Annotated in this window: 13 protein-coding genes; 6 read left to right on the top strand and 7 right to left on the bottom strand. The window is 59.5% G+C overall.

All coding sequences use genetic code 11. The features are described 5' to 3' along the window. Positions 1 to 109 precede the first annotated feature (109 nt). Positions 110 to 973: a LysR family transcriptional regulator gene (locus IF654_RS13635; RefSeq protein WP_047280922.1), complete on the bottom strand. Its 864-nt coding sequence runs from the start codon at positions 971 to 973 to the stop codon at positions 110 to 112. Between the two features lie 205 nt (positions 974 to 1,178). Between IF654_RS13635 and hcnA the strand changes: the two genes are divergently transcribed. The 3 genes from hcnA to hcnC are packed head-to-tail and all read left to right on the top strand — an operon-like array spanning position 1,179 to position 4,148. Further along, entirely contained in the window at positions 1,179 to 1,496 is a 318-nt protein-coding gene (hcnA, locus tag IF654_RS13630; protein WP_047275611.1) for a cyanide-forming glycine dehydrogenase subunit HcnA, read from the top strand. After that, entirely contained in the window at positions 1,493 to 2,890 is a 1,398-nt protein-coding gene (gene hcnB, locus IF654_RS13625) for a cyanide-forming glycine dehydrogenase subunit HcnB (protein ID WP_094987541.1), read from the top strand. Before hcnA ends, hcnB begins: the two co-directional genes overlap by 4 nt. A gap of 1 nt (position 2,891) precedes the next feature. Further along, the gene (gene hcnC, locus IF654_RS13620) at positions 2,892 to 4,148 is read left to right on the top strand and encodes a cyanide-forming glycine dehydrogenase subunit HcnC (protein WP_094987542.1); all 1,257 of its coding nucleotides are present in this window, start codon (positions 2,892 to 2,894) and stop codon (positions 4,146 to 4,148) included. A 64-nt stretch (positions 4,149 to 4,212) separates the two neighbouring features. Here the strand turns inward: hcnC and IF654_RS13615 are convergent, their stop codons facing one another. Next, positions 4,213 to 4,662 carry a DUF1289 domain-containing protein gene (locus IF654_RS13615; protein ID WP_047275605.1) on the bottom strand — a complete coding sequence of 150 codons (450 nt, stop codon included), beginning with the start codon at positions 4,660 to 4,662 and terminating at the stop codon, positions 4,213 to 4,215. 45 nt (positions 4,663 to 4,707) lie between these two features. Next, entirely contained in the window at positions 4,708 to 5,940 is a 1,233-nt protein-coding gene (locus IF654_RS13610) for a ribonucleotide-diphosphate reductase subunit beta (protein WP_094987543.1), read from the bottom strand. A gap of 219 nt (positions 5,941 to 6,159) precedes the next feature. On the opposite strand from IF654_RS13610, the gene IF654_RS13605 reads away from it, so the two are divergent. Beyond that, positions 6,160 to 7,074 carry a LysR family transcriptional regulator gene (locus IF654_RS13605; protein WP_047276434.1) on the top strand — a complete coding sequence of 305 codons (915 nt, stop codon included), beginning with the start codon at positions 6,160 to 6,162 and terminating at the stop codon, positions 7,072 to 7,074. Between the two features lie 3 nt (positions 7,075 to 7,077). Here the strand turns inward: IF654_RS13605 and IF654_RS13600 are convergent, their stop codons facing one another. Next, positions 7,078 to 8,019: a cupin domain-containing protein gene (locus tag IF654_RS13600; RefSeq protein ID WP_047275599.1), complete on the bottom strand. Its 942-nt coding sequence runs from the start codon at positions 8,017 to 8,019 to the stop codon at positions 7,078 to 7,080. A gap of 894 nt (positions 8,020 to 8,913) precedes the next feature. On the opposite strand from IF654_RS13600, the gene IF654_RS13595 reads away from it, so the two are divergent. Together IF654_RS13595 and IF654_RS13590 are read left to right on the top strand one after the other, a co-directional pair. Continuing rightward, a complete protein-coding gene (locus IF654_RS13595) occupies positions 8,914 to 9,714 on the top strand; it encodes a glucose 1-dehydrogenase (protein ID WP_047275597.1) in 801 nt (266 codons plus the stop codon). Next, positions 9,707 to 11,533 carry a glycoside hydrolase family 15 protein gene (locus IF654_RS13590; RefSeq protein ID WP_194862316.1) on the top strand — a complete coding sequence of 609 codons (1,827 nt, stop codon included), beginning with the start codon at positions 9,707 to 9,709 and terminating at the stop codon, positions 11,531 to 11,533. Before IF654_RS13595 ends, IF654_RS13590 begins: the two co-directional genes overlap by 8 nt. A 55-nt stretch (positions 11,534 to 11,588) precedes the next feature. Here the strand turns inward: IF654_RS13590 and IF654_RS13585 are convergent, their stop codons facing one another. From IF654_RS13585 to pvdO, 3 genes are all read right to left on the bottom strand, one after another. Beyond that, on the bottom strand, positions 11,589 to 14,066 hold the full coding sequence (locus IF654_RS13585; protein WP_083333521.1) for a TonB-dependent siderophore receptor: 2,478 nt from the start codon (positions 14,064 to 14,066) through the stop codon (positions 11,589 to 11,591). Positions 14,067 to 14,234: 168 nt separating this feature from the next. Continuing rightward, positions 14,235 to 15,899, bottom strand: a complete 1,665-nt coding sequence (locus tag IF654_RS13580) for a cyclic peptide export ABC transporter (RefSeq protein ID WP_047275592.1) — start codon at positions 15,897 to 15,899, stop codon at positions 14,235 to 14,237. 213 nt (positions 15,900 to 16,112) lie between these two features. Further along, complete coding sequence (gene pvdO / locus IF654_RS13575; RefSeq protein ID WP_094989500.1) at positions 16,113 to 16,982, bottom strand: dihydropyoverdine dehydrogenase; 870 nt, start codon at positions 16,980 to 16,982, stop codon at positions 16,113 to 16,115. Positions 16,983 to 16,987 lie beyond the last annotated feature (5 nt).

The raw sequence follows: 16,987 nt of genomic DNA, 5'->3' as shown, positions 1-16,987 counted from the left end.
ACCTGTGTTGTCATTGTTATTGCGCGTTGCAGCAGCCTAAGGGATAGCGCCGCGACTGCAAAGCTGAAAGGTTTCAGGTGCCGCAGGTTTCATCCTGGCGTAGGCCGGATCAGACTTCCGGCCCCCAGCGCTGGGACCAGTCGCCGTCCAGCTTGACGATGTCGCGCAGCAACTCCAGCGCCTGTTGCAAGGCCGGGCAATCTCGCTCGCGTGAGTACACCAGATAGGTCGGGTAACTGAATTCAGGCGCTTTGGGCACCCGCTCCAGGGCGCCGCTGTTGAGGTAGCTTTGCACCACCCGCGTGCGGAAATAGCCACTGCCGCCGTTCTCAAGAATGTAATGCAGCGCCACCGGCCCGAGGTTGAAACTGACGGCAGCCCGCGCCTTTTCCGGCAGGGCGGCATCGTGCTGAAGGCGGAAATCCTCCCCCCAGTCCACGTACACATAGGGATCGGGCCTCGCGGGGCGGCGGATCTGGATCAGCTTTTCCTCCAGCAACTGTTCCACCTGCACGCCGGGCCAGTAAGCAGGCCGGTACACCAGCGCGGCATCCAGCAAGCCCATTTCCACTTGCCGCAACAAATGCTCGCCATCGCGAATCTGCACCCGCACGGCATGGGAACTCAGGTGCTGGCGCAAGGCTTGGGTCCAGCTCAGGATCAGCGGGTTGCACAGGCTGACCTCGCCCGCGATATGCAGAACCTGGTCAAGCCCTTCGGGGCGCGGCAAATCGCGCCGTGCCGCTTCCCAGGTGTGCAGTAGCTGGTTGGCATAAACCACAAACGCTTCGCCTTCGGGCGTTAATTTGGCCCCCGCGCGGTTGCGGATGAACAGCGTCACCCCCAGCAGGCTTTCGAGTTTTTGCACCCGCGCCGTGACGGCGGTCTGGGTGACATGCAGGTTCTGGGCAGCGCTGGCAAGGCTGCCGTAGCGAACAATCTCAAGGAAGGTGCGAGCCAGATCGAGGTCCATGGAGCGTGCCAACAAGCAAAGGGCCATCAGTGTAAGGGCTTTCCGTCGCAAATTCGAAAATGGAGCGGATCTATTGGCCTGCATCAATGCTTATTTTTACGAATCGTCTAACGTTCCGGTCTTGGTTCCCAGTGACCAAGACCTCTGGCTGCCTAACACCCGGAGGCCCGCGCTAAGCAGTTCATACAAAGGACAACATAAGAAAATGGATGATTTGAACCGGCAGTACGACATTCAACCTTTAATGCAGGCGGACATGACCATCCTGCTCAATGGCCAGGCGGTCAGCGCCGCGCAAGGCGAGACTGTACTCAGTGTCTTGAACGCCGTCGGCGTTCGTCAGGTGTCGGCCAACGACCATGGTCAGGCCAGCGGCGCCTATTGCGGCATGGGCGTGTGCTATTGCTGCCTGGTCAATATTGACGGGCGGCATAAACGCCGGGCCTGCCAGACCGTGGTGCGCCCCGGCATGAAGGTCGAAACCGGGCAAAACCGGGTCGCAGAACAGGAGAAAGCCCGATGAGCCTTAATCCTGTGATCGTCGGCGGTGGCCCGGCCGGCATGTCGGCTGCCATTGAACTGGCGCAGCACGGTGTGCAGAGCACCTTGCTGGAAGAAGCCTCGCGCCTGGGCGGTGTGGTTTATCGCGGGCCGCTGCGTGAAGGCGTGGAGCTCGACTATTTGGGCGAGCGTTACAAGCAAGCCCTGCACACGTTGCATGATGAATTCGCCGCGATTGCCCGAAATGTCGATGTGCGGCTTAACCACCGGGTGATTGGCGGTCAGGGCGTACAGCGCCTGCAACTGCTGGATGCTAACGAGCAGGTGCAGGAAATCGCCTTCCCGCAGCTACTGCTGTCGGCAGGCTGCCATGAGCGCAGCGTGCCTTTTCCGGGCTGGACCACCCCCGGCGTGATCATGCTCGGCGGTCTGCAACTGCAAATCAAAAGCGGTGTGGTCAAGCCCAAAGGCCCGGTGTTGATAGCCGGTACAGGGCCGCTGTTAATGTTGGTCGCCTGCCAATTGCACGCGGCGGGCGTGGAAGTGGCCGGCGTGTATGAAGCCTGTGAGTTCGGCCGCATCGCCAAAGAAAGCCTCGCGCTGCTCAATCAGCCGCAACTGTTCCTCGATGGCCTGAGCATGCTGGTGTACCTCAAGCGCCATGGCATTACCGTGCGGTATGGCTGGGGTGTGGTTGAGGCCATGGGCGACGGTGAGGTGCAAACGGTCAAGGTGGCGCCCTACGACAGCCACTGGCAGGCAAACCTGAGCAAGGCTCAGACAGTGACAGCTCGCACCCTGGCGGTGGGCTACGGCTTCATTCCGCGTACCCAGCTCACCCAGCAAATGGGGCTGGAACATGCCTACAACGTGGACGGTTACCTGGCGGCCACCGCCAACAGCTGGCAGCAAAGCAGCCAGCCGGCGATTCACCTGGCAGGGGACGTCACCGGCCTGCGCGGCGGTGAAGCTGCCATGCTGACCGGACGCATCGCGGCCCTCTCGATCCTGATGCAGCGCGGGGTGCTCAGCGAACAGCAGGCCCTCGATCAGCGGCGGGCCTACCTGAGCAAGCTCAACGCCATCGTGCGCTTTCGCGGCGGGATTGACCGTTACACCCAGCGCGGCACCCGTCAGATTGACTTGCCACAGGCCGACACGGTGGTGTGCCGTTGCGAGCACGTCACCCGCGCCGACATCGACCTGGCCCTGAGTCAGGGAGTGCAAGACATGGCCGGATTGAAAATGCGCACCCGGGTCAGCATGGGCGATTGCCAGGGGCGCATGTGCGTCGGCTATTGCAGCGACCGTCTGCGCGACGCCACCGGGCGCCAGGATGTGGGCTGGCTGCGCCCGCGCTTCCCACTGGAACCCGTGCCATTTTCGGCCTTCACCAATGCCTGCAAGGATGCCTGACATGATCAAGACCTATGACGTAGTCATCGCCGGTGGCGGGGTGATCGGCGCCTCAATCGCCTATCACCTGTCGCGCCGCAAAGACCTGAAAATCGCCATGATCGACTGCAAGCGCCCCGGCAATGCCAGCCGCGCCTCGGCGGGCGGCCTGTGGGCCATCGGCGAGTCGGTGGGACTGGGCTGCGGGGTGATTTTTTTCCGCATGATGTCCGCCGAACGCAAGCGTGAAGCCCAAGGCTCGGCAGTGGTGGTGGACGCCAGCACGCCGCACATCCTGCCGGACTGCTTTTTCGACTTTGCCTTGCAGTCCAACGCGCTGTACCCGGGCCTGCATGAGGAACTCAAAGAAAAACACGGCATGGACTTCAAGTTCGAGCGCACGGGGCTCAAGTACGTGATTTATGACGACGAAGACCGCCTCTACGCCGAGCACATCGTCGCCCATATTCCGCATTTGGCCCATGAAGTGCGCTGGCTCGACCAGGCCGCGCTGCGCGAGGCGGAGCCGAGTGTCAGCCACGATGCCCTGGGCGCTCTGGAGTTTCTGTGCGACCACCAGGTCAGCCCGTTCCGCCTCACGGACGCCTACACCGAAGGCGCTCGCCAAAATGGCGTGGACCTGTATTTCAACACCAACGTCACCGGCGTGTTGCGCCAGGGTTCGAAAGTCATCGGCGTGCGCACCGACAATGAAGGGGTGTTCCACAGCAAAACCCTGATTAACGCGGCGGGTGCGTGGGCGGCCGAATTGAGCGTGATGGCCACTGACATGAGCATCCCGGTGGCCCCGGTCAAGGGCCAGATTGTGCTCACCGAGCGCATGCCCAAGTTGCTCAACGGCTGCCTGACCACCAGCGATTGCTACCTGGCGCAGAAGGACAACGGTGAAATCCTGATCGGTAGCACCACCGAAGACAAAGGCTTCGACGTCACCACCACCTTCCCGGAAATCAGCGGTCTGGTGCAGGGCGCCATGCGTTGTATACCGGAACTCAAGGACGTCAACCTCAAGCGCACCTGGGCGGGGTTGCGTCCGGGCTCGCCGGATGAACTGCCGATTCTGGGGCCGATGGCGGGGGTGGAGGGGTATTTGAATGCCTGCGGTCACTTTCGCACGGGCATCCTGACGTCAGCCATCACCGGCGTCATGCTCGACGCCTTGGTGCGCAATGAGCCTTTGCCGCTGGACGTGACGCCGTTTCTGGCAGACCGTTTCGACCTGCAGCCGGTAAGGCTGTCTAACGTCATCGGCGCCTGACACACGCCTCAACGGTGGGTGCCAGCCAACTGGCGCCCACCGTCTTGACTGTCTGCCGCGCGTGTTAAAGCGCCTGCGTCTGGATGCGCTGGTAATGCATCTCGGACAGCACAAAGAACTCTTTGTCGATCAAAGCCCGAACGTCCACCAGCGACATGCCCCGGATTTGCGGCGCAAGCCGTATGCCGTAGTCTTCGATGCGCTTGATCGTGTCCGCACCGCGCCAAATCACCTGATACGCCAAGTAATAAATGGAATGCTCAGGTCGCAGTTGAATCCTGCGCCGGGTGAGTTGGTCCTTGAGCAAGGCCTCGTCGAACACATCCACCAACCCTTGGGTAACACGGTCGAGCAAGTGCTCAAGCCGCCACAATACGGCTTGTTTGTCCGTTTCCGAATACCCGTTCCAGCCCACAATTTCATGGTGAAAACGTTTGCATCCCCTGCACACAAGGTCACCAAAAACCGTTGAGCACAGCCCCACGCACGGGGTTTTGATTTTCTGGCTACACATAAGTATCAGTTTGAAAAAAGTGAGGGCCTCACCGGGCCGATAGGCTCAGTCCCAGCTTAACGCGCCGCCCGTCTGGTACTCGATGACGCGGGTTTCGAAGAAGTTCTTTTCTTTCTTCAAATCCATGATTTCGCTCATCCACGGGAACGGGTTGGTGGTGCCGGGGTATTCTTCTTTCAAGCCGATCTGGGACAAGCGGCGGTTGGCGATGAACTTCAAATAGTCTTCCATCATGGCCGCATTCATGCCCAATACGCCGCGAGGCATGGTGTCGCGGGCATATTCGATTTCCAGTTGCGTGCCCTGCAAGATCATTTGCGCGGCTTCATCTTTAAGTTCGGCATCCCACAAGTGCGGGTTTTCGAGTTTGATCTGATTGATCACATCAATGCCGAAATTCAAGTGCATGGACTCGTCGCGCAAGATGTACTGAAACTGCTCCGCCACGCCATTCATTTTGTTGCGCCGCCCCATGGACAGGATCTGGGTGAACCCGCAATAGAAGAAAATACCTTCCAGCACGCAGTAGTAAGCGATCAGGTTCTTGAGCAACTCTTTGTCGTTCTCGACCGTACCGGTTTCAAACGTCGGATCGGAGATCGAACGCGTGTACTTCAAACCCCAGGTGGCCTTTTTCGCGACCGAGGGAATCTCGTGATACATGTTGAAAATTTCGCCTTCGTCCATCCCCAGCGACTCAATGCAGTACTGGTAGGCGTGGGTGTGAATCGCTTCTTCAAAGGCCTGACGCAGGATGTATTGCCGGCACTCGGGGTTGGTAATCAACCGATAGACCGCCAGCACCAGGTTATTGGCCACCAGCGAGTCGGCCGTCGAAAAGAACCCCAGGTTGCGCATCACGATGCGGCGCTCGTCATCGGTCAGCCCTTCAGGGCTTTTCCAGAGGGCGATGTCGGCGGTCATGTTGATTTCTTGCGGCATCCAGTGGTTCGCGCAACCGTCCAGGTACTTCTGCCAGGCCCAATCGTACTTGAACGGCACCAACTGATTGAGGTCGGCGCGGCAGTTGATCATGCGTTTTTCATCGACCGCTACCCGGGCAGAGGCGCCTTCCAGTTCGGCCAGGCCTTCTGCGATGTCCAATTGGTTCAGCGCGGCCTTGGCGCGCAGCGTGGCGGGTGTATCGTCAGCTGTCGCCTGACGTGCCTTGGCCGCCTCCTGATCGCCGACGCGGTTGAGTGCATCCAGCGCAGGCGAGGCGGGTCGCACTGCAGGTGTGCCAGAGGCTTCGTTGTCAGAACTGTCCCAATTCAACATAGGGGTTTCCTTTCGGGGGAGGCGGGTACGCCCACGAACAAGCTCGTGGAATAGAGTGAGTCAAACGCTAAAAACACATCATGTAGTGTGTATTTGTGTTTCTTGGCACACCATATAGTCGATACCCCGAAGGGTCAACCCGAAATTCCCCGGCGGTTTGCACGATCCAACGGGTGAATCTGATAGCCTTTGGCGACTTTTCCTTAGTGCAGGCCTGACATGGACTATTTCGCAGCGCTGAGTGCTTTTGTTGAAGCGGCACAGGCCAATAATTTTTCCCGGGCAGCCGAAAAACTGTCGATCAAAGCCTCGACGGTCTCGCGTTACATCAAGGACCTTGAGCAGGATCTGGGCATTGCCTTGTTCAACCGTTCAACCCGTACCTTGCGCCTGACCGAAGGCGGAGAGACGTTCCTGCACCATGCGTTGCGCGTGCTCGACGCGCTGGATCACGCCAAACAGGCAACGTCTTCGCTTAATCAGCACCCGCGTGGCCTGTTGAAACTGAATCTGCCCCCGGCATTCGCCCGCCAGCACATCCTGCCGGTACTCGGTGAGTTCATGTCGCGCCATCCCGAAGTCCGGCTGGACCTCACGCTGGACGACCATCACGTGAACCTGATCAATGCAGGGGTTGATCTGGCCGTGCGCATCGGGGTCTTGCCCGATTCCACCCTCAAGGCGCGCAAGCTGGCCAATGAACGTACGCTGGTGTGCGTCAGTGCGGCCTATGCCCGGCAACACGCGCCGCCAGCAACGCCCCAAGAGCTGAGTGGCGTGTTATTGAATGGCAATCTGCCGGATGAGGTGTTTTTCGTGCCCGCAGAAGGTTTTGCCCACGGGGTGCAGCGCGTGGCGGTGGCGGGGCCTTTGCGGATCAATGACCTGGAAGCGCAGTTGCGGGCGGTCGAACAAGGGTTGGGCGTGGCGTGCTTGCCCGACTGGCTGGTGGCCGGGCAACTGGCCTCGGGCGCGCTGGTTCAATGGTTTGCGCAGTGGCAGGTACAAGCGACGCACGTGCCTGCGTCGCTGTGGCTGGTGTACCCGCCCAAGCGCACTGTGTCTTCCAAAGTGCGCTGTTTCATCGACTTCATGGTCGAGCGGGTGGGCAGTCCGGCCTATTGGCAGTCGTGAGTGTCAGCTGAAACGGATATCCAGCGCCCGCAGGTAGGTTTGCAAGCCTGCGTCCTGAATAGGAATCAGAAAGGCCTCATCGTCCGACTCGTTGAAGTGCGCATGCCAGTAACCGGGCGGCGTGACAAACGCCAGCCCCGGCGCCCAGTCGACCCGGGTCGGATTGCGGATCTGCCCGTTCTCGTCGATGTCCGTGCCCACCAGGGTGTAACACCCGGCCGGGCAATCAATGATGAAATCCAGCGCAATGGATTGGTGGCGATGGGGTTTTTGCACTGAACCGGCGGGCAAAATCCCGTACATCGCCCACAACACATGGGTCACCGTGCGTGTCTGGGGAAAATGCCGATTGCCCAGCAAGATACTGATCCGGCTCCGGTCCTGCGCCCTTGGGTCATCCGCCGCCTCACGCAGCTTGGCGTTGGCTGTTTGGGCCGGGTACAGCGTGGCGCTGAAGTGCTGTTGGGTGGGCGTGACCCCCAGATAACGCAACAGCGGCTCATCGTGAACGTAATAAAAACGTGCATCTTCATGGGCACTCAGTTGCAGCTCTTCCAGCCCGGGCACGGCAATAAAGCAGCCTTTTTCCCATTCAAACGCCACATCGCCTTGCACCAACCCACCGCGTCCGGCGATGACATACAACACCTGGGACGTCGCCGTGGGGGCCAAGGTCAGGTGGTCACCGGCATTGAGCCGGATAAAATTCGCCAGCAGCCCCGGCCCGGTTGCCGGCCCTTCGCAGCCCAGCGCCTCACTCAGGTCTAAAGGGACAAGACGGCTAGGGCCAGTGTCATACAGCGAGGATGGAAAGTTCTGGTAAGGAATACGCGAAATCAACCCGGCACTGATCGGATTCGCGGCCTTGCTGTATTCGAAATATTCAGCGTCATGCTCGGCATCCAGCAGATCGACGTGGTGCAGTGAGGCGTTCAGGCTATTCATGCAAACCCCTTCTTTTTGTGAGTGGCATTACGGGTACAGGTGCAAGCCACTATACGAAGCGCGGGTCCACCCATTAAGGCCTCAAACGGAACAGCAGTTGTGCAGGGAAGGGGGCATGCGGTTTGGAACAGTGAAAAGTTAATTCGAAGACAAACGACTGCTCAGGTGAGTCAGGCGACTGTCCTGACTCGGACTCGACCTAGTGATTAGGAGTTTCAGATGTAGAAGTCCAGATGTGAGCTGACAGTTTATGAATTGGCCGTCGTGAGGTCAGTTAAATTCAGTTAATTATTGTGGCCTGCCAGATTTTTTGCCATTTTCAACTATCACTGTCTGCAAGCGACCACAGCACTCAATACCTTTCTTCTTGATTATTCCATTCATTATTGTAGTGTGTCGGCATAAGGCACGATCAATCGGCCTCCACTTATAAACGCCCTGACGCTCTCATATAATTCCGCCTTATATCGAAGGCCTTGTTGTGACTGCACCGTGGATCATCAGTGTTAGCGCTTATTTATGTATTGGGTTCTAAGCATGTATCGATATTATTAGGGGGTGTTGTTGTCATTATTGATGTGACTGAACAATAAGTGTGTGGTGTGTGGGTTGTAGGGTGATTAATGGTTTTTCAATGATCGTTTTAAATATGATCGGGAGTGGTTTTTATTTTTCTGAAGTTATAGTCTGGTGAAGTATGGAATGGGTGTTTTCTTGTGGCTTAACGCCTCTGTAGGCTTTAAATATTCAACGTTGAGTGTTTAAGCCGTTATTTAAATCTCAACGCGTGTAACGGGCTGCGCGGTGAGTACGTGGAGCTGATGTTGCATTGAACTCCGGCCTGCTTCTACCAGTCAGCACTCCAAGCCCACTCACAAACAGGTGCTGACACTCATGCAAATTTCTCTCGCGCAACAGGTGGCGCTGGTCACTGGCGGCAGTTCCGGGATTGGCGCGGCCAGTGCCCGGGCGCTGGCGGCGGCCGGTGCGGCGGTGGTGGTGCATTACAACGCGCAGGCGGAACCCGCGCAGGCGTTGGCGGCCGAGATCAAGGCGGCCGGGGGCAGGGCGATTGCTCTGGGCGGGGATGTGTCGAAAGAGGCGGACGTGGAGCGTTTGTTCGAGCAGACGCTGGAGACGTTCGGGTACCTGGACATTCTGCTGGCCAATTCGGGCATTCAGCAGGACGCCCCGGCAGTCGACATGACGCTGGAGCAATGGAACGCCGTCATCGGTGTCAACCTGACCGGGCAGTTTCTGTGCGCGCGGTCGGCGCTGCGGATCTTCAAGCGTCAGGGCATTCGCGAAGGGGTGTCGCGGGCGGCAGGCAAGATCATTCACATGAGTTCGGTGCACCAGGTGATTCCCTGGGCCGGGCATGTGAATTACGCAACCTCCAAAGGCGGGCTGGACATGCTCATGCGCAGTCTGGCGCAAGAAGTCAGCCATCACAAAATCCGCATCAATGGCATTGCGCCGGGGGCGATCCGTACGGCCATCAACCGTGATGTGACTGAAGGCGAAGCTGAACAGGCGCTCCTGAAGTTGATCCCCTACGGCCGCGTAGGCGAGGCCGAGGAGGTGGCCAACGCGGTGGTGTGGCTGGCCAGCGATATGTCCGATTACGTGGTGGGCAGCACGTTGTTTATTGATGGCGGCATGAGCCTTTATCCGGAGTTCCGTGGCAATGGTTAAACCCGATACCGACACCCAAAGTCACATCGAAGCCCACGGCATCATTGGCGACATGCGCACCGCCGCGCTGGTGAATGACAAGGGCAGTGTGGATTTTTTCTGCTGGCCGGAGTTCGACAGTCCGACCCTCTTCTGCGCGTTGCTCGACAGCCCTGAGGCAGGCATCTTTCAGTTGGCGCCGGACATGCCCGACGCCCGGCGTGAACAGATCTACCTGCCGGACACCAATGTCCTGCTGACCCGCTGGCTGGACAACGAGGCGGTGGTGGAGGTCACCGACCTGTTGCCCGTCAGTGATTGTGCCGATGAGTTGCCCGTGCTGATGCGCCGGGTGCGGGTGGTCAGTGGGCGTGCGACTTTCACGTTGCGCTGCGCGGTGCGTCATGACTACGCCCGTGCAGACACCCATGCCCGAGTAGACGGCGCGGATGTGTGGTTTGAGGCCTCTGGCCAACCGGCGTTGCGCCTGGCAGCCAGCCAGCCGCTGAGCGTTGAGCAGCAGGCGGCGTGCAGTACGTTCGCGCTGGCGCAAGGGCAGACCGCCGAGTTTGTCCTGGGCGCGGCTCAAGACCCGCGTGTCCGTGCGGGCAGTAGCGATTTGGCGTTGCAGCACACGGTGCAGTTTTGGCGGCAGTGGATTGCACAATCGACCTACCGCGGGCGCTGGCGCGAGATGATTAACCGCTCGGCACTGGCGCTCAAACTCCTGACGTCTCGCAAAGAGGGGGCGATTATTGCCGCCGCCACGTTTGGCTTGCCTGAAACCCGCGGCGGCGAGCGCAATTGGGACTACCGCTACACCTGGATTCGCGACGCTTCCTTCACGGTGTATGCGTTTGTCCGACTCGGTTTTGTCGAAGAAGCCAACAATTTCATGCGCTGGTTGCGCGGTCGTGTCGGGGATGGCTGCGACCAGCCGCTCAAACTCAACATCATGTATGGCATCGACGGCCGTCGTGAGCTGCCAGAGCGGGAGCTGACTCACCTGGCCGGCCACGGTGGCGCCACGCCTGTGCGCGTGGGCAATGGCGCGGCGGATCAAGTGCAATTGGACATCTATGGCGAGTTGCTGGACGCGGTGTACTTGACCAACAAGTACGGCGAGGCGATCAGCCATGAAGGCTGGCAGCACGTGACGCAACTTGTTGATGAGGTGTGTGAGATCTGGGATCAGAAAGATGTAGGCATTTGGGAGATGCGCGGCGAGAAGCATCACTTTCTGCATTCGCGGCTGATGTGCTGGGTGGCGCTGGACCGGGCCATCCGCCTGGCGTCAAAACGCTCGTTGCCCGCCCCCTTTGAGCGTTGGAACGCTGCGCGTCAGGCCATTCATGCCGATATCTGGGACAACTTCTGGGACGCTGAACGCGGGCATTTTGTGCAATACAAAGGCGGCACGGCGCTGGACGGCTCCATGTTGTTGATGCCGCTGGTGCGTTTTGTCGGCGCCACCGACCCGCGCTGGCTGGCGACCTTGCAGGCGATCGAACGCACGCTGGTGCGCGATGGCATGGTGTACCGCTATCTGAATGAGGAGGAGGGCATGGACGGCCTTGAAGGCACCGAAGGGGCGTTTGCGGCCTGTTCATTCTGGTACGTGGAGTGTCTGGCGCGAGCCGGACAGGTAGAAAAGGCGCATCTGGAGTTCGAACAGTTGCTGCGTTATGCCAACCCGCTGGGCTTGTATGCCGAAGAGTTCGATTGCCACGCCCGGCATCTGGGTAACACGCCCCAGGCGCTGACGCATCTGGCGTTGATCAGCGCCGCCAGCTTCCTGGACCGCAAGCTCGATCATCAGAAAACCCAGTGGCAACCCTGAACGCACAAGCCCCGACGCAGTTGCGCCGGGGCTTGTCGGGTGATGCCAGTGACGCTTAGAACGTGTACTTGGTGGTCAACATCAGGCTGCGCGGCTCACCGTAGTAGGTGGTGTTGAAGTTGCCCAGTCCGGTCAGGTACTTCTTGTCGAACACGTTGTTGGCGTTGAGGTTGAACGTCAGGTGTTCGTTGTACTCGTAACGGGTCATCAGGTTGACCAGCGCGTAGCTGTCTTGCTCGATGATGTCGTAGTCGCCTTTGGCATTGTTGTAGATCTTGCCGTAGAACGGGCTTTGCCAGTTCACGCCACCGCCGACGGTGACCTTGTTCAACACGCCCGGCAGGCGGTAAGTAGTAAACAGTTTGGCCACGTTTTCAGGTTTGGTGGTTTCCAGCGGATAACCGTACACGCGCTCACCGTCGTCCGAGCGGGTCTGGGCGTAGGTGTAACCGGCGCTGATGTTCCAGTCCGGCATGATTTCACCGCTCAGCTCGAATTCCACACCCTTGGTGGTCGCACCGTCGAGGGATTCGAAAATGCCCTCGTTGGTATTGGGGTTGGTGCCGATCTGGATCGGCAGTTTCTTCTGCTCGGTGCGGAACGCCGCAATGCTGGCGTTCAGGCGACCGTCGAAATACTCGCTTTTGAGGCCGATTTCGTAGCTGTTGCCTTCCGTGGGCGCCAGGGTGGTGCCCGAAATGCTTCTGTCGGTGACCGGTTTGTAAATCGAGGTGTAGCTGGCGTACACGGAATATGTGTCGTTGATGTCATACACGGCACCGGCGTAAGGCGTCACCCGGCCATGCTGTTTGGACGTGGTTTTGTTGTCCTCAAAGGTAGGCGGTGCCTGTACGTAGTACTTGTAGGTGCTGTTGTACTGAAAGTCGCTGACACGGCTGCCGAGGATCAACGACAGGTCGTCGGTCGGTTTAAAGCGTGCGGCGATGTAAGCGCTGTTCTGGTTTTGATTGGTCTCGTACTTGCCGTTTTTCGGGAAGTCCGGCTTCGGGTATTTGCCCCTCCAGTCGAAAATACTGCCCGGCACTTTTTGGAACAGGCTGCCGTCAAAGGTTGCTCCGGTTTGACGGGACTCTTGGGAGGTATAGCCTACGACCAACTCATGTTCGCGACCAAACAGGCTGAAGGGGCCGGTTGCGTTGAGATCGAATGTGTTCTGGACACGGTGGCCTTCCCATTTGCCCCAATAGAAGAACATGCCTTCGCCCGTGACCGGATCGGGCATGTCGCCACTGGCCGAGCCCAACTGCGTGTCGTGATCGTTGACCTGCTGGTTCAAGGTGCCTTTGATTTTCCAGTCATTGGCGAACCGGTGTTCCAGCGACGCGAACGTGGTGCGCGCTTGCACGTCGCGACGGCTCCAGTCGGTGGCCGGGTTGAACGAGCGGCTGAAATCGGTCTTGGTGTAGTTGGAGAAGTAGTACGGGTTGCCGGTCCAGGACGAGCCTCGCGGCTTGATGTCCTGGTAGTCCATGCCAAAGGTGAACAGCGTGTCGGGTGTGATGTCGGCTTCAAGAATGCCGTAGAACACCTGGTTCTTTTTTGAGTAATGGTCGAGGTAGGAATCGGCGTCCTGAAGCGCGGTGACGAAACGCCCGCGCACGCTGCCGTCTTCGTTCAGCGGCCCGGAAATATCGCCTTCAGTGCGGTAGTTGTCCCACGATCCGGCGCTGCCGGTGATCGAAGCCTTGAATTCACGGGTCGGTTTCTTACGGATCAGGTTGACGGTGGCTGAAGGCTCGCCTGAGCCCGACAACAGGCCGGTTGCGCCTTTGACGATGTCGACGCGGTCATACAAGGCCATGTCGACTTTGGTGGCGCCCTCGTCGAAAACGCCGTCGTACATCGAGTTAACGCCGTCGTACTGGAAGTTGGTGATGGCGTAACCGCGGGCCGAATACTCCATGCGGTCGCTGTCATACGCCTGGGTCGAAATGCCCGGCGCGTTGCGTAGCACATCACCAATGCTCTGTGCGCCTTGGTCATCCATGTTCTGGCGGGTGACGACCGTCACGGTCTGTGGCGTTTCCCGAATCGAGAGCGGCAGTTTGGTCGAACTGCTGGTGGCGCCCGTTGTGTAGGAGCCTGTGCCTTCGGTGGTCAGCGAATTACCCAAGCCCTGGCCGGAAATGGTCGTAGCCCCCAGCTCCAGCCCTTTGCCCTGTGGCGCGTTGAGGATGACGGTGTCGCCGTTGAGCTGGTAGGACATGCCGCTGCCTTGCAGCAGGGTTTCCAGGGCTTTGACCGGTTCCAGCGAACCGGACACGGAATGCGATTTGATCCCTTGAACCTGATCGGCGCTGTACAGGATCTGCAGGTTGGCCTGCTTGCCCAGTTCGTTCAGCGCGTTGGCCAGCGATTGTGCCGGGATGTTCAAGGCCACCGGGGCCGCTTGAGCAAGGGATGAACCCAGCAGCACCGAGGCTACCAACGCACTGGACAACAGCGTGCGGCGAACGGTCTGGCGCTGGGTAGCGATCGAAAGCGGGGTCCGTCTCAAGTTTGGTCGTTGCATTACGTGCCGAAGCTCCGAAGGAGGGGATTATTGTTTGTTAATGGGAATAGTTATTAGACGCAGCGCGATTGAGAAACCGGAAAGAAGTTCCTGAAAAAGCGAAGATTTATTTTTTCAGCACGGTCTCCCTGCAGGCATCAGCACGTTAACGCCTGCAGGGAAGGGGCTTCAGGCGGGTTCCAGCGCCGTGCTGACCTTGCCGCTGTCCATGCGCACCAATTGGTCGGCGACGTCGAAATAACGGTCGTCGTGGGAAATGACGATGATGGTCTTGCCCAATCGCTTCAGGTCCGGCAGCAGTTCGGTGTAGAAAATCCTGCGGAACGTCGGGTCCTGATCGGCCGCCCATTCATCAAACACCAGCACCGGGCGCTCTTCGAGCCAGGCGTTGACCAATGCCAGGCGCTTGCGCTGGCCGGTCGACAGGTCGGTGGTGCTGAACTGACCGTCGTTGATGCTGACCTTGTGGGAGATTTCGAGACGCTTGAGGTACTGCTCGGCATCCTGCGGGATGTGCATGTCGCCCTGCACCACGTCGTCGAACAGGTAGTAATCGGCAAAAATCGTCGTGAACAACTGCCGGTAATCGTCGCGGCTTTGGGCCGTCACGGCATGCCCGTTGAGGCGTATTTCGCCCTGTTGGGGGGCGTACAGGCCCAGCAACAGCTTGATCAGCGTGGTTTTGCCGCAGCCGTTTTCACCGACGATGAACACAATGTCGCCCTGATTGACCGTCAGGTTGACTGGCCCCAGACGAAACGGCGCGCTGCCGTCCACAGGCGGGAAGCTGTAGCCCACATCCACCAGCTCCAGGCGCTTGACGGTCTTGTCCTGGGCAGCGGGTTCACTGAGCAGCAGGTGCGGTTCAGGGGAGTTGAACTGCTCGGAGAGGTCTGCAATGCGGCGGAAGGCGATTTGCGCCCGGCTGATGATCGGCAGGGTGCTGATGAGGTGCTCCAACGGGCCTTTCATGTACAGCAACACCAGTACAAAGCCGCTGATCACACCGGGGTTGGCACTGGGCCACACCGATTGCATGGCCAGCGCCAGGCCAATGACCACGAAGAACAGCATCGAGCCCAGGCTTTTGGCAATCACGAAGGTGTTGATCGAGCGCACCTGAATGTCGCAGATTTTTTGCGCCGTGCGCTGGATGCCCGCAACGAACATGCGCTGGCGACGCGGGCGGTGTATGCGCAGTTCCTTGGCGCCTTCGGCAATGGCGTTGTAGTGCTTTTGCAAATCGTCTTCGGCTTCGCGGGCTTCATTGAAGCCGTTCAGGCCGTAACCGCGTGCGATGTACTGGATCACTGTGCCGATCACGATGGCCACCAGCATCATCAGGAACATCGGCCACGAGAGCATGGCCAGGTAGCCCATGCAGCCGAGCGTTACCGTCAGGGAAATCGCCAGTGGCGCAAAGGCAAAGGCGAAGTCGCTGATGGTGTCGACGTCATGGGTCAGGACGGGGATCAGGCGATGGCTGCGATAGCGCTCGATCTGCGCGATCGGCGCTGACAGGACCTTCTCCCCCAGCTCTTTGCGCAGCCGGGCGATGATGTGCTGGCCGACATAGTTGCTGCCGATGTCCGAACAAATGGTGCTGATCAGCGCCAGTACGCACAGCCCGGCAAACAGGGCGACCACCTGCTGGGTCAGGCCGCCCTCGGTGTGCAAGGCACTGTTGATGGTGGCCAGCAACACCGTGACGCTCAGGCCGCCCACCATGCCGAGCAGGACGGACAAGCTGACAATGAGCCGGAACGGCTTGAGCAGATGGAACAGTTCTCGAAGAACCCCGGGGTTGGGTCGGGGTGTGGCGGGCTGGCTCATAAACAAGAGTTCCTTGGATCAAGGTAAGGACAGTCTCTTGTGAACGAGTGATTGGGCCATGGATTTAGCGTGGGTCAGTGCCGAGCCGCGAGGCGGCGGTTGAGGGCAAAGGGATCGTCCAGTGCGCCTGCGTCGCTCGATCAGGCAAGCCCGGCACCTTGACGCTGCCCCGCACAGCTTGTCAGCGATGACGGGGCAGTGCCCACCCGGACGTTAAAGCTCGCGCTGTACCCGCATGCCCACCCAGTCTCCCCGTGTCTGCGGGTAGATGTCATTGCGGTTGCCGGAGCGGGAGAAGACCGGCGCCTCGCCCCAGTCGTTGCCGCGTATCTGGCGCAGTTCGCAGGTGCTGTCCGTCACCCAGGCGCTGCCGTCAGTGGGGGCGCCCACGTAGTCGTTGTGTTTGCAGTCTTCCAGCCACTCGTACACGTTGCCGTGCATGTCATACACGCCAAACGCATTGGGTGGGTAGCTGCCCACGGGAGAGGTGTAGCTGTAGCCATCCGTCGGGCCGTACGTGTTGGCATGTTTGGCGATGCTGTAGGCCTTGCCTTCATCCATAGGGAAGGGGAATGGGCCAGTGGAGCCTGCCCGGGCGGCATACTCGCGAGTGGCTTCGCTGACCATGCGGTAGGGTTTGCCCGTCTTTTTCGACAGCCAACTGACGTAGTGTTGGGCATCGTCGAAGTCCATGCACACCGCCGGTTGGCGTGGACCCTGCGGGTAGCGCGGCTTGCTGGCAATGCACTCGCGTCCCGGGCGGTCGTCGCCGTCGGCAATCTTGACCCCGGTGTCCTTGATGTAGGCGTCAAATTCGGCGGCCGTGATCTGAAAGCGGCTGATGGCCAGTGGCTTGCTAAACGTCACCTTATGCAGCGGCCCCTCATCGGGTTCGCGGCCGACTTCATCGTCCGGGGTGCCCATCATGAAGCTGCCCGTGGGCAACACCACCATCTGCGGGCAGTCCTTGCAGTCCTTGAACACCGTCCCCGGCCTGGCCGGTTCGTCTGCGTGGGCAAGGGCGGGCAGGCTGCACAACAGGGCAGCCAGCGAGAAGCGATACAGCGGATTCAGCGTCAACATGGTCA

Source organism: Pseudomonas lundensis (genome assembly GCF_015377145.2).
Lineage (GTDB): Bacteria > Pseudomonadota > Gammaproteobacteria > Pseudomonadales > Pseudomonadaceae > Aquipseudomonas > Aquipseudomonas lundensis.
This window is presented reverse-complemented; position numbering and strand designations above follow the sequence as displayed.

Bases quoted from the DNA above. Each gene is read 5' to 3' on its own strand.
- IF654_RS13635 (WP_047280922.1), bottom strand. From the start codon at position 973: ATGGACCTCGATCTGGCTCGCACCTTCCTTGAGATTGTTCGCTACGGC.
- hcnA (WP_047275611.1), top strand. From the start codon at position 1,179: ATGGATGATTTGAACCGGCAGTACGACATTCAACCTTTAATGCAGGCG.
- hcnB (WP_094987541.1), top strand. From the start codon at position 1,493: ATGAGCCTTAATCCTGTGATCGTCGGCGGTGGCCCGGCCGGCATGTCG.
- hcnC (WP_094987542.1), top strand. From the start codon at position 2,892: ATGATCAAGACCTATGACGTAGTCATCGCCGGTGGCGGGGTGATCGGC.
- IF654_RS13615 (WP_047275605.1), bottom strand. From the start codon at position 4,662: ATGTGTAGCCAGAAAATCAAAACCCCGTGCGTGGGGCTGTGCTCAACG.
- IF654_RS13610 (WP_094987543.1), bottom strand. From the start codon at position 5,940: ATGTTGAATTGGGACAGTTCTGACAACGAAGCCTCTGGCACACCTGCA.
- IF654_RS13605 (WP_047276434.1), top strand. From the start codon at position 6,160: ATGGACTATTTCGCAGCGCTGAGTGCTTTTGTTGAAGCGGCACAGGCC.
- IF654_RS13600 (WP_047275599.1), bottom strand. From the start codon at position 8,019: ATGAATAGCCTGAACGCCTCACTGCACCACGTCGATCTGCTGGATGCC.
- IF654_RS13595 (WP_047275597.1), top strand. From the start codon at position 8,914: ATGCAAATTTCTCTCGCGCAACAGGTGGCGCTGGTCACTGGCGGCAGT.
- IF654_RS13590 (WP_194862316.1), top strand. From the start codon at position 9,707: ATGGTTAAACCCGATACCGACACCCAAAGTCACATCGAAGCCCACGGC.
- IF654_RS13585 (WP_083333521.1), bottom strand. From the start codon at position 14,066: ATGCAACGACCAAACTTGAGACGGACCCCGCTTTCGATCGCTACCCAG.
- IF654_RS13580 (WP_047275592.1), bottom strand. From the start codon at position 15,899: ATGAGCCAGCCCGCCACACCCCGACCCAACCCCGGGGTTCTTCGAGAA.
- pvdO (WP_094989500.1), bottom strand. From the start codon at position 16,982: ATGTTGACGCTGAATCCGCTGTATCGCTTCTCGCTGGCTGCCCTGTTG.